Origin of the sequence: Candidatus Nitrotoga sp. BS (assembly GCF_927797785.1) — a bacterium.
Taxonomy (GTDB): Bacteria; Pseudomonadota; Gammaproteobacteria; order Burkholderiales; family Gallionellaceae; genus Nitrotoga.
This window is the reverse complement of record NZ_CAKMLL010000086.1, coordinates 1-12,282: the sequence shown is the minus strand read 5'-3', so window position 1 is coordinate 12,282 and position 12,282 is coordinate 1. Positions and strand designations below refer to the sequence as shown.

At 46.1% G+C, this 12,282-nt stretch carries 11 protein-coding genes; 9 read left to right on the top strand and 2 right to left on the bottom strand.

Annotated elements, in window-relative coordinates; translation table 11 throughout:
- Positions 1-369 precede the first annotated feature (369 nt).
- Together MJ769_RS10960 and MJ769_RS10955 are read right to left on the bottom strand one after the other, a co-directional pair.
- A complete protein-coding gene (locus tag MJ769_RS10960) occupies positions 370-654 on the bottom strand; it encodes a hypothetical protein (protein WP_239237176.1) in 285 nt (94 codons plus the stop codon).
- A 125-nt stretch (positions 655-779) separates the two neighbouring features.
- Positions 780-1,241 (bottom strand): DUF2127 domain-containing protein, encoded by a 462-nt coding sequence (locus tag MJ769_RS10955; RefSeq protein ID WP_239237175.1) that lies wholly within the window; start codon positions 1,239-1,241, stop codon positions 780-782.
- Between the two features lie 926 nt (positions 1,242-2,167).
- On the opposite strand from MJ769_RS10955, the gene MJ769_RS10950 reads away from it, so the two are divergent.
- The 9 genes from MJ769_RS10950 (at position 2,168) to MJ769_RS10910 (ending at position 11,659) form a co-directional block, all read left to right on the top strand.
- Positions 2,168-4,012 carry a cation:proton antiporter gene (locus MJ769_RS10950; RefSeq protein ID WP_239237174.1) on the top strand — a complete coding sequence of 615 codons (1,845 nt, stop codon included), beginning with the start codon at positions 2,168-2,170 and terminating at the stop codon, positions 4,010-4,012.
- Between the two features lie 204 nt (positions 4,013-4,216).
- Positions 4,217-4,483, top strand: a complete 267-nt coding sequence (locus tag MJ769_RS10945) for a hypothetical protein (RefSeq protein ID WP_239237173.1) — start codon at positions 4,217-4,219, stop codon at positions 4,481-4,483.
- A gap of 1,189 nt (positions 4,484-5,672) precedes the next feature.
- On the top strand, positions 5,673-6,260 hold the full coding sequence (locus MJ769_RS10940; protein WP_239237172.1) for a c-type cytochrome: 588 nt from the start codon (positions 5,673-5,675) through the stop codon (positions 6,258-6,260).
- 106 nt (positions 6,261-6,366) lie between these two features.
- On the top strand, positions 6,367-6,990 hold the full coding sequence (locus tag MJ769_RS10935; protein WP_239237171.1) for a superoxide dismutase family protein: 624 nt from the start codon (positions 6,367-6,369) through the stop codon (positions 6,988-6,990).
- A gap of 89 nt (positions 6,991-7,079) precedes the next feature.
- Positions 7,080-7,439, top strand: a complete 360-nt coding sequence (locus tag MJ769_RS10930; protein ID WP_239237170.1) for a DsrE family protein — start codon at positions 7,080-7,082, stop codon at positions 7,437-7,439.
- A 141-nt stretch (positions 7,440-7,580) separates the two neighbouring features.
- A complete protein-coding gene (locus MJ769_RS10925; RefSeq protein ID WP_239237169.1) occupies positions 7,581-8,579 on the top strand; it encodes a cytochrome-c peroxidase in 999 nt (332 codons plus the stop codon).
- 12 nt (positions 8,580-8,591) lie between these two features.
- Complete coding sequence (locus MJ769_RS10920) at positions 8,592-10,049, top strand: catalase (RefSeq protein ID WP_239237168.1); 1,458 nt, start codon at positions 8,592-8,594, stop codon at positions 10,047-10,049.
- 109 nt (positions 10,050-10,158) lie between these two features.
- Entirely contained in the window at positions 10,159-10,671 is a 513-nt protein-coding gene (locus MJ769_RS10915; RefSeq protein WP_239237167.1) for a lipocalin family protein, read from the top strand.
- A 115-nt stretch (positions 10,672-10,786) separates the two neighbouring features.
- Positions 10,787-11,659 (top strand): phosphate-starvation-inducible PsiE family protein, encoded by an 873-nt coding sequence (locus MJ769_RS10910; protein WP_239237166.1) that lies wholly within the window; start codon positions 10,787-10,789, stop codon positions 11,657-11,659.
- Positions 11,660-12,282: the final 623 nt, after the last annotated feature.

Genomic DNA, 12,282 nt, shown 5'->3' with positions numbered 1-12,282 from the left:
TATTGGAGGGCAATTATCTTCTACTACTCAGGTCTCACAAATTCTACGTTACCAACAAATTAGCTATCACCAACCGAATGCTTGGAAAGATACGCTAAGTACACCTAAGCGCCCGGCTTTGTTTTGCGGTCAAACTCTCTACTACGCAACGCATTAGCAATTGCTTCAAGTGCTACTTTGGCCTTAAACTCATCACTAAAATTCTTGTGCTTCGTTTCACTCATAACCTGCTGCTTCTCATTCGCAACAGGTTACCACCTTAATTTAATGTCTGAATATCAGGATCCACTGTAGCTTTTGCGCAGTCACGCTTGAGCGTAATGTTCAGATTGTGGCTAGTTTTTCGATCACCATGTAATCTAAATCCTTCTAATAAAGTGCATAGACGATGCCGAGACCACTCAGAACAACGAGAGTGAGCCCACCCAAAAATAGAATATCGATGACCCGTGCGAGTGCCACAAGCCTGGCTTGATGTTCGGTGCGCAGAGCCCAAAACGACATGTACGTGCAAAGCAAGAAGAGTACCGCAGCGACAGCTAAGAGATCGTCACCAAGCCCGGAGAAACGCTGTGCCTTAGCTTGTGCGTTGAGCAGACCAATACCAGCGACACAAAAACCAGCCAACGAAGCGGAGATTGATAGAATTCGCAACAGCATTTCGCGAAGTTCAGGTGTGGAAAGTGTGGTGCGAAGCATTGTCTAAATGGAAAAAGAAAAAATATTTAAAAACTCAATATGGAATCGACTGTGGCAACTGATCATGCCCACATAATGGATTATAAACTTGAGTTAATCCGCCTGCGTATGAGCGCGCGAATCATTATAGAAACAACGCCAACGTTTACTAACAAAACGACCATTCCCAGTAGTGATGCCTTATTGACTAGCTCCCAAAGCTCGAATGGAACGTAGACGGCCCCGCTGACTGAAGCGAGAACTTCTGCCCATGCTCGCTCGTGCCAGAGCCCGTAACCTTCGACAAAGCGTATGGCAGAGTAGGTTGCTGCACCCATCGCAAGAAATACTAGGCGAGAATCCTGAAAGTGGCTGGTAGCGTCAATGAATATGTGAGGAAACTTCGATGCTGGATTGAGATGCGCATGCTCGACTAAGCGAACGGCAATTTCATGAACATTTTTATGCACAAGCGACAGTAGACCCGCACCCGTAAGGAGCACAAGTGCGCCCTTGAACACCTCAAGTATTGCTACTGCACGTACAGCGTTTATGCGATGCATGGGTATGTGACAAAGCGCAGTACAGAGATAAAACTGACGCCTAACGTGCAAAGTCGAAGAGCTCGCCCACTTCTGGGCAAGACCCTCTCGAACGCCGGATTAAATGAAACATTTATCGCGGCAAAATTCTCCGTATAAAATTGATTTAAAGTCATAATTTATCCTTATGCTCCGCAAGGTTTTTTTGTATTTTAGCATGAGGATATTGATTACGTGAATTTGATGCTTACCACTTATCCCGAAGAATCGGTGGTGCATTACAGGGCGGTGGGGGCGAAATTCAGTTTAAGCGAGATTCGTTTTCAAGTTCGTCGACCCTGAGAGCTGCGGCCCATCAGTGGGATATGTTATGCTTCCAATCGGCGGTCGTCATCTGCGAATTCAATGGTAGACCCCATTGAATATTGATTCTGGCGCATGGCTTACCGCTTGCGATAAATTCTTGCCATGGGAACGTGCAAGGCGAGACGCCTATTGTGATTTTGACGATTAAAATCGGACTGGCAAGGTGACTGTGAGGCGACGAGTTTGGTTTGGTCGCCTCGGCGCGATCGATTTTTAAGACGACCCGATCCGTGCGTTGTCGCTGGCCCACACGCAAATGCGTTGCTGGCTGCCGTATTTCTTTTCAACCGCGATATATTTCTACAATCGTCTGCCGGTTTTGTGCGACAGGATTTGTGCTGTATTGACGTATAAAGATACAACTGTACGCGATGGTATGGTTGTTGCACTTAGGCTCTTGTTGGCAGGTAGTGAGTAGGCAGTTCAATTTCCTGAATTGAGCAGAATGATATTTCACCAGTGCCCACTATTTTGCTTTAAGCGCGCGGAGTCGTCGCGTTGATTTCTCATCAGCCCTTAACAAGGGCTGATGCCGATTGTCCAAGCGACTAACCCTATTTAACGAGGTTTGAAATCTACCTATGGTTGAGCACAGTTTAGTCAGTCTCAGTGTCGTCGTCGTCCTGGGTATTGCGGCCCAGTGGATGGGGTGGCGCATGCGTATCCCGTCGATTCTTCTGTTGCTGATATTCGGAATTTTGGCCGGCCCAGTTTTTGGCTGGATTAATCCTGACAACTTGCTTGGGTCCCTGCTTTATCCCGTGGTGTCAATGGCGGTGGCCATGATCCTGTTTGAAGGCGGGCTGAGCCTATCGGTGAAAGAGTTCCGTGCCATCGGCGGAGTGACAGCCTGGTTGGTAACTGTGGGTGCGGCCATCACCTGGTTCATCGGCGCCGTCGCAGCACGCTGGATTCTGGGACTGGACTGGTCACTGGCGATTCTGCTGGGCGCCGTGCTCGTGGTCACTGGCCCAACGGTGATTGGCCCGATGCTGCAGTTTATCCGCCCCACCGGGCAGACGGGTGCCATTCTGAAATGGGAAGGCATCATGATCGACCCGATTGGCGCCATGCTAGCGGTGCTGGTGTTTCAGGTGATTCTGGAATCGGGGACGCAGCCCGAAATAATGGTGATGATCACGGTGCTGAAAACCATCGGAATCGGTACGCTATTGGGATTGCTGGGCGCATTGGTTCTGGGCTTCTGCATGAAGCGGAATTACATTCCCGACTATTTGCATAATCCGGTAGCAGTCATGTTTGTGGTGGCCGTATTTACCGGTGCCAATATTCTGCAATCCGAATCGGGCCTGCTGGCAGTCACCATGATGGGATTTGCGCTGGCCAACCAAAAATCGGTATCGATTCAACACATCGTCGAATTCAAGGAAAACCTGCGGGTATTGTTGATTGCCGGCGTGTTCATTCTGTTGGCGGCGCATCTCAAGCCGGCGGACCTCGATCAGATCGGCATCGCCAGTTTCGTGTTTCTACTGGTGCTGGTGTTGGTTGCGCGACCCGCATCAGTTTTCGTGTCCACCTTTGGAAGCAAACTGAGCACCAAGGAAAAGCTGTTTTTATCCTGGATGGCCCCGCGAGGAATTGTAGCTGCAGCGGTGGCGTCTATATTTGCCCTGCGGCTGGAAGAGGTAGGGTTGGCCGGTTCTGAAGTGCTGGTGCCGCAGACCTTTTTCATCATCATTGGTACCGTCGCTCTATATGGATTGACGGCGCCACTGGTGGCACGGCGGCTGGGCTTAGCCAAGGCGCATCCGCAGGGTGTGCTTTTTCTGGGCGGGCAATCTTGGGTACGCAATATTGCCAAAACCCTGTATGACGAGGGCTATCCGGTGATGCTGGTAGATAACAGCCGACACAATATTTTAGCTGCGCGCATGGCCGGCATCCCAGCTTTCTATGCCAGTATTTTTGCCGACAATGTACTGGATCGCGTCGAGATCAGCGGGATAGGCAAACTCATGGCCATGACTACCAACGATGATGTTAATTCGCTGGCAACCTTGCACTTTGCCTCGCTGTTTGGTCGTTCGCAAACCTATCAATTGATCCCTGATGATGAAAAGCTGCTTGATGCCTATTCGCGTCATCTCAGAGGACGTTTTCTATTTGGCAAAGGTATGACGCACACTGCTTTGCTAGAATGGTTTACCGATGAGGCCATCGTTAAAAAATCCAGGATAAGCGAGGAATTCGGTCTGGAAGAATTGAAAGCACGGTATGCGGGCAAAGTGCTACCGCTTTTCTTGATTACGGAAGATGGCAATCTTCAAATATTTACGGCAGAAGGTAAAATAAAACCCCAGGCAGGCCAGACCCTCATCAGCTTGGTATTGTCTCAGCCTGGCGTTACTGAGTCTACGGAACAGGCCTCGTCCGACATGGCTGGAGACAAGAAAATAGCATAAAGGACAGTCTGCATATGACGGTTAAGGGTAAACAGCCAATAAACTTTTTAGGTAATGATTATGAATGTGTGCGGGACTTGCAATGCTATCGTTGATACCTTTAACGAAACGCCCGAGAAAAGAGCTGTCTGTCAAAAATGTTGCAGTACAAAGCGTTCTCATGATTGTGCAGGTGACATAAAAGGTGAGGGCGCTCGAGTTTTCATGTCATTGAAAGCCAGAATGAAAGACCCAGGTAAACCTTATATTGAAATTAAGAATTGCCTCGATATAAATCGAGATTTGGATAAGGTCGTAGAAATTCATCAGATAATTGATCGCCGCAATAATTGGTACTACAAAAAAGTGACTGATTATGAGAATGGCAGTGTGATCAGATATGCCAATAAACCGCTATCTGATCACACTGGGCATGGAGCGACCAAAATAAATAACGTTGTTGATTGTAAAAATTACGTTGAGGCAATTTAGAAGTTTTGACTCTGTCCAAACTTCTAAAACAAAATCGACGAATTTCAGCAGAAAAAAACGTCTCCAACAAGAAGGCGTCGATTTCGAGTAAATCTGATTACTATGTCGTCATATGGTTGCCTTAAAAACCAAAAAGCGTCAGAACGTTTCTGAAATATGTATCTGAAAAGTACCCAAAAAAACTTTTTAATCTTCCGGCCAATTCTTCTTATATTTTACATAATATACATTATGCGAAGTATAAACATCTAGAAGAACCCAGTCTGGATTCGTAAGATATTTCGCCGCTCAATGCGCTTGTTATAAAAATGGCGTACAACCTACCCGGCATTACTTGCAATGTTGTAGTAAATTCAATCTGCAGTTCACGTTTCAGTACCAGCGAGATGTGCAAACACGCGTAATTGGGGGAGTCTCAGAAAACGGAAGATAAAGCACGCTAAGGGCTGTAACCCTATAACCCGAATAGATTGACGACGTTCGAGAATAAGCAAAGCAGGTTTTCTTGGTTCTCACTTTCAGTTATAACAGATAACGTTTAGCTGTTTGCACTTCAATATGAGACGCCCCCTAATTATCTGGCGATTATCATTTCGTTTATCCAATCTGCATTCATGCTACGTGACGTTATGCTCGCTGGACTGCTTTTTGTGATTTAATATATTGAATCGTCGTATATTTGGCGTTAATCGATTCTTTACGTTGGAATACGTTCAGACTTGAGTTGCTGCATCAGCAGGAATTCAAAGGCTACAATACGCGCCTCCTCGAGATGAAACGAATAATTTTCGTAATATTTCATTAAATTCAACCTGTACGATCAGATTGATAAAAATTTTGACGAGGTTTGGACTATTGTCTGCAGTCGTTATATCCATTGGCTATTGCATCGTAATGTGCGGTATCACACAGACAGTGACTTAAATACCTGATAGATTTATGATCAAGCAAGTATTAAACTAATGACAGGCACGTCTAAATATCCAATTTTCGTCAGAATACAGGGTTACACTAAAAAAATAATTTCTACATTTCAACTACATGCCGCGCTCAAACTTTTTACTCGTGCCCCACCCAGAAACTTGAATTTTTAGAGGTGACCTTAAGATAACATTTTTCTCTCCGGCCAAACTTTCCTTGCAAGTGGTAGAGGATCAATTAGGTCACTCAATATGAAAGGGATTGCGATATGGATATTAGAAGAGGAGCAGGTATTGGAAGTTCGCTCATCGCTTTGCTGGGATTAGTATCGTCTCCAGAGCTATCGTTCGCAAGTGATCAATCACACGTAAAAGAAATTATTCGGCCGACCTGTATTCCTTGTCACCGGGTGGATGGTCAACCCGACCCACACCCTAATGTCAAGGGGCCTGATCTTGTCTGGGGCGAGTGGAAATTCGAGACGGAAGCTTCCTGCTGGCAGTCGCGCAAGAAGACGGCGAAAGCACCCGCAGATTTTCTGGCCAAAATTAATCCTCTCCCTATGTCGGTCAAAGCGATTCAGGCCGGGGAAACACTTTTCTTGAAAACAGCCAAGCCCGCCAACTGCACGATGTGCCATGGAAATCAAGGTGACGGTAAAAGCACAATGAGTACAGCCTCAGTACCGCGACCGAGAGATTTTACTTGCAACTCGATGATGAAGGACATTCCCGATGGTCAGTTGTTCTGGATTATTAAGCAAGGTTCACATGGAACGCCCATGATATCGTTCTCTGGCCTATCGGACGAGGAGGCGTGGCAACTTATCCACTACATTAGATCACTAGCACATTGATCAAAGGACGCCGAGCATCGGCGTCAAAGCGACAGATTCAAAGCGACAGATGTAGATGTACAGCAACATAAAATCATTTTTATAACTGTTAAATTAGGAGAAACACATGAAATTTATTACTAAATTATCCCTATCATTGGCATTGATCGTGGGTAGCGCTACCAATCCAGTCTTTGCCGAAGATGACCATCACGCAGGAAAAGAAGGTGGACATCACGCAGGGAATCTAAATAAAAAGCTTCGTGCAGAGGCGACAATCTCCGGCCCGGGCATTGCCGGTGAAGCTCAGCTGTATCAGGAATATGAAGGGCTCGTCAAAGTCAAGATGACGCTTCAAGGTAAGCCTGGCAGCAAGTTAACGCCCGGACGGCACGCGGTTCATTTCCATGAAACAGGAGCATGCGAACCAACGTTTGGGGCTGCGAAAGGTCATTATGATGGCAATATCGATCCGATGGTCAACCCAGAGGCGAATGTCAGTCCAGGCCTAGGAAATCACCCCTATCATTTAGGCGACCTACCCAATCTTGAGGTTGATGAGAACGGTAAAGGCACGATGTATGCCATGACGAGCCGGGTTACCTTGTCCCCCGGATTGACGACCCTTTTCGATGCGGATGGGACTGCATTTATTATTCATGGACTTGAAGACCAATTCCTTCCAGATCCTCCAACAAAAGACGCTCCAGGTGGCCCCAGGATTGCATGTGGCGTTATTGTCAAAAAGTGAGACAAGGATAGAGTGACAAGACAGCATCATGAGTGACACATGATGCTCAATCTGTAGTTTTCACGAATAAATGAGAGAGGAGATAAGCGATGGCAACTTTCATAATATCTGGCAGTCGAGGCACAGACGATCCGACAATGGCCACGTTGCCCTTCATTGCCGCGAAGTCGGCAAAGGAGCAAGGGCATGATGTGGTGCTCTGGCTCTGGAACGAAGCCGTGACACTCGGTCGCAAAGGAACGGCTGATCATATCCAAGGCGTGAACCTGACTCCATTGAAGGAGCTGCTGGCTGCAGTGCAGGCGGCGGAAGTGCCGATTTGGGTCTGCGGCGCCTGTGCTGTGGCTCGGCAGATCATGGCGGAGGATCTAGTGACGGGTGCAACAATAAAAGGAATGCCGGATTACATCAAGGTCGTGGCTGAACGTGACCGCAATGTGACGTTTTGATCGGTACATTCATCATCTGATTCAGCTGTGACATGGTAGGTCGATACGTACACCATGCTGGGGCAAGGTGTACGTATCATATTGGTAACTTATGGCTAGTATCAGCTGCGCTACAATAATTATAATTTTGGGAGATTGTCGATGTTAATTCGAGCATTAGTCATAGCAGTGCTGTCAATCGGATCCATTTTTGTTCCTGCAATCGCGCTTGCTGCTGATGAACCGATCCAACCAATAGAGGACGTTAAGCCTAAGAATCCAGACATGGTAGAGCTAGGTAAGATGCTTTTTTTTGACCCACGTTTATCGAAGTCTGGATTCATTTCTTGTAATTCCTGTCACAACCTAAGCATGGGCGGCACGGACAATCTGCAAACATCCATTGGCCATAACTGGCAGCAGGGGCCAATCAATTCGCCAACAGTATTGAATTCCAGTATGAGCCTGGCCCAATTCTGGGATGGTCGCGCCAAAGATCTGAAAGAGCAGGCTGGTGGCCCTATTGCCAATCCCAAAGAGATGGCATTTACCCATGAGCTGACAGTTTCAGTATTAAGGTCAATTCCCCAGTACCAGGTCCGTTTCAAGAAATTATTTGCCACAGATAAAATAGATATCGGAATGGTAACCGCAGTGATCGCCGCATTCGAAGAAACCTTGGTCACACCTGATTCACGTTTTGATAAATGGCTTAAGGGTGAAAAGCAAGCTTTGAGTCTAACTGAGCTGGAGGGTTATAAGCTATTCAAGGAAAGTGGATGCACGGGTTGCCACAATGGCGCTGCCGTAGGTGGTGGTTCATTCCAAAAATTTGGAATCTTTGAGACCTACAAGACAACGAATAAGGCTGAAGGCAGATTCGCCGTAACAGGCAATGATGATGACCGTTTCGTGTTCAAAGTGCCCACCCTGCGAAACGTGGAGCTAACATATCCCTATTTTCATGATGGTGCCGTTGAAACCTTGGAAGAAGCTGTGGACACTATGGGTAGGCTAGAGTTGAGCCGCAAGTTTACCAAGGAAGAAAATGTAAAAATCGTGGCATTCTTAAAGTCGTTGACCGGCAAGCAGCCCGAGCTCATGTTACCAATCCTTCCCCCTTCAACAAAAGAAACGCCGAAACCTAAACCATTTGAATAAAAGGATAGTGCGGTGAATGAAAAAAAGAAGCTAACCACCAACGCCGGATGTCCAGTAGTCGATAACCAGAATGTGATGACCGCAGGCCCGCGTGGCCCACAGCTTATGCAGGATGTCTGGTTCTTGGAAAAACTTGCCCATTTTGATCGCGAAGTCATTCCCGAACGGCGCATGCATGCAAAAGGTTCCGGCGCCTATGGCACTTTTACCGTCACCGGGGATATCACTAATTTCACTCGGGCGCATATCTTCTCTCAAATGGGGAAGAAAATTGATTTGTTTGTTCGTTTCTCCACCGTGGCCGGTGAAAGGGGTGCAGCAGACGCCGAACGCGACATTCGCGGCTTTGCCATCAAGTTTTATACCGAGGAAGGAAACTGGGACTTGGTTGGTAACAACACACCGGTGTTTTTTCTACGTGATCCGCTGAAGTTTCCTGATCTGAACCATGCCGTAAAACGCGACCCACGCACCAACATGCGCAGCGCAAAGAATAACTGGGATTTCTGGACCCTGCTGCCGGAGGCGCTGCACCAAATCACCGTGGTAATGAGTGATCGCGGCATTCCCGCCACTTACCGTCATATGCACGGCTTTGGGAGCCACACTTTCAGTTTTATCAACGCGAATAACGAACGCTTCTGGGTCAAATTCCACCTCAAGTCGCAGCAGGGAATAAAGAATCTCACTGATGCCGATGCCGAGGCCCTGATCGGCAAGGATCGCGAAAGCCATCAGCGCGACCTGTATGAATCCATTGAAAGTAATGATTTTCCGAAATGGAAGATGTGCGTGCAGGTCATGCCGGAAACTGACGCTGCGAAGGTTCCTTATCATCCCTTCGATCTAACTAAAGTATGGCCACACAAAGATTATCCGCTTATTGAGGTTGGCATATTGGAACTCAACCGCAATCCACAGAACTACTTTGCCGAAGTGGAGCAGGCTGCCTTCAACCCCGCCAATGTGCCACCCGGTATAAGTTTTTCTCCGGATAAAATGCTGCAAGGGCGGATTTTTTCCTATGGTGATGCACAGCGTTACCGCTTGGGTGTCAACCACCAACTGATTCCAGTCAACGCCGCCCGTTGCCCGGTTCATAGCTCGCATCGTGATGGTGCCATGCGCGTCGACGGCAACCACGGCAGCACGCTTGGTTATGAACCGAACAGTTACGGCGAGTGGCAGGAGCAGCCGGATTTTGCCGAGCCACCGCTAAGCCTGGAGGGCGCGGCTGACCACTGGAATCATCGCGAAGATACAGATTACTACTCTCAGCCCGGCGTACTGTTCCGTCTGATGACATCGGCGCAACAACAGATATTGTTCGAGAACACCGCGCGTTCCATTGGCGCTGCGCCACGCGAAATTCATATTCGCCATATTGGTAACTGCTGGGAGGCTGATCCGGCATATGGCGAAGGAATTGCCATCGCTCTAGGCATCGCACTGAGCGAAGTTTTGAAATAAAGACGTCAACTAATTGGTATTATCGTGCCGATCACCTATTGGTGCGATTTGTCCTTCCCGCGAACCTAGAAACCCAGGTGTCTCGTTAGACTTTGTAGGTCGAAAAAATATGAACAAATTATTTATAGCCTTGCTTTTATTATTAACGGGGTGCGTTGGAATACCTGAAAATGTGAAACCGGTTGAAAATTTCAAGTTGGAGAGTTATCTCGGTAAGTGGTATGAAATTGCGAGGCTGGATCACTCATTCGAACGAGGTTTATCCCAAGTAACAGCTGAATATAGTTTACGAGATGATGGTGGCTTAAAAGTTATAAATCGCGGATATTCTGCAAAAGAAAATAAGTGGAAAGTAGCTGAAGGGAAGGCTTATTTTGTAAGCGGGACAGATAAGGGGTACTTGAAAGTTTCTTTCTTTGGTCCATTTTATGGCTCTTATATTGTGTTTGATCTTGACCATAAAAATTATCAATATTCACTCGTAAGCGGCCCTGACAAATCATATTTTTGGATTCTGGCAAGAAAATCACAAATAGATGAGAACATAAAAAATACTCTCGTCGAAAAAGCGGCAGAATTGGGTTTTGACACGAGCAAGTTGATACATAGCAATAACGATTAGTCGTTAATTACAAAAAATCCAAGTAGAAATTATCCACTGTATCTGGTATTCAACGGTAGTGTAAGTGTGGTCACAGAAACTGGCATGATGAAAACGACTAAACTAAGGGTACTCAATGATTAGACTGACTTATGCCAGCACCGCAAACAAAGAGTGGAGCTCAGATGAACTGCTAGAACTGTTAAAACAAGCTCGGACAAATAATGGTGCCCAAAATATAACCGGAATGCTCCTCTATTCAAAAGGGACTTTTTTTCAAGTCTTGGAGGGTGAAGAGGCGGCCGTTGAAAACCTGTATAGAACAATAGAAAAAGACCCCCGTCACAAAAACTGCACACTTATTGAAAAACTCAATATAACCGAACGAGCATTCACATATTGGAGCATGGGCTTTGAGAAAATAGACCCCAAAGAATTAAGGAAAATAGAAGGGCTTAATAACTTTTTTGAAAATGACTTTACTCCCGCCGGTTTTGCTTCGCATAAAAACATTATTGGTCCTTTATTGACCCACTTACGTAGCAAACTTGTGAAACAAGTAAGTACAGAAAGTCATGAGGAGCTTCCAGTGGAGCATGACGATCCATTTATCAAATACTTGCACCGTACAATACGCATAGGTGTTAAGTTTTTGTCCATACTAATGGTTTTTGTCATTCTTTTAAGTATTCTTGATGTACTTTATGTTATTTGGGACAAAATTAGCGAATCGCCACGTTATTTGATGAACACTAATGACTTATTGGAAACATTTGGCTCCTTTTTGGCCGTATTGATAGCTATAGAAATATTTTTAAACATAACCATATATATCAGAAGTGATGTAATTCCTGTCACACTCGTTGTAGCCACTGCGTTAATGGCTATTTCAAGAAAAATTATCGTTTTTGATTATAAACATTTGGATCCCGCGTATGTAAGTGCATCGGCATTGGTAGTGATAGCTCTGGGTATCACTTATGTGCTGATTAAAAAAAGCGACAAGTAGATTGATGAAAAAACAAATGCTTCTTAGTAGGTAACCGAACAATCATCTAATTTTGAACTTTTACATATCCGAGGTCGTTTTAAAAATTGAAGAATGCATGTTTTGTCCGAGTAGACTCTCAGGTATTTAACATTCATTAACGGATTGCACCTTTTGTCTCAAACCAGATCATGAGCGCCAAGAGCGGCAATAATAAGGACGGGATGGCACCCAAAAGATTTGAGTTGCATCCCGACATACTCAAACTGGGTTTTGTGAGTTTGTAGACTGACCTTAGTTCCGAGATAATTTTTTCCGTCTTCGCGATTTTCTTTACCACCATCGCTGGAGCATCAGCCGTTTTACTAGGAATTATCGAGGGACTTGCAGATTTGTCTGTATCCTCGTTGAATTACTTGGCTGGCAGGTTGTCGGACCGAACCGGAAAACGCAAAGTATTCGCCTGGCAGGATATCGCTTCTCCACCCTAGCCAAAATCATTCTGTTAATCACCAATTCAGTCGTTGGGCTCAGCATATTTCGTGTCATTTAGGGCTGGGTAAGGGTTTCCGAGGACCGCCACGAGATGCCTAGTGTAGAGAACCGTAATTAACGGAACTAATAACAATGGTGCCTGTCTCATT

Coding starts and splice junctions, on each gene's coding strand:
- MJ769_RS10955 (WP_239237175.1), bottom strand. CDS start 1,241: ATGCATCGCATAAACGCTGTACGTGCAGTAGCAATACTTGAGGTGTTC.
- MJ769_RS10925 (WP_239237169.1), top strand. CDS start 7,581: ATGTTAATTCGAGCATTAGTCATAGCAGTGCTGTCAATCGGATCCATT.
- MJ769_RS10945 (WP_239237173.1), top strand. CDS start 4,217: ATGTCATTGAAAGCCAGAATGAAAGACCCAGGTAAACCTTATATTGAA.
- MJ769_RS10940 (WP_239237172.1), top strand. CDS start 5,673: ATGGATATTAGAAGAGGAGCAGGTATTGGAAGTTCGCTCATCGCTTTG.
- MJ769_RS10950 (WP_239237174.1), top strand. CDS start 2,168: ATGGTTGAGCACAGTTTAGTCAGTCTCAGTGTCGTCGTCGTCCTGGGT.
- MJ769_RS10935 (WP_239237171.1), top strand. CDS start 6,367: ATGAAATTTATTACTAAATTATCCCTATCATTGGCATTGATCGTGGGT.
- MJ769_RS10915 (WP_239237167.1), top strand. CDS start 10,159: ATGAACAAATTATTTATAGCCTTGCTTTTATTATTAACGGGGTGCGTT.
- MJ769_RS10930 (WP_239237170.1), top strand. CDS start 7,080: ATGGCAACTTTCATAATATCTGGCAGTCGAGGCACAGACGATCCGACA.
- MJ769_RS10910 (WP_239237166.1), top strand. CDS start 10,787: ATGATTAGACTGACTTATGCCAGCACCGCAAACAAAGAGTGGAGCTCA.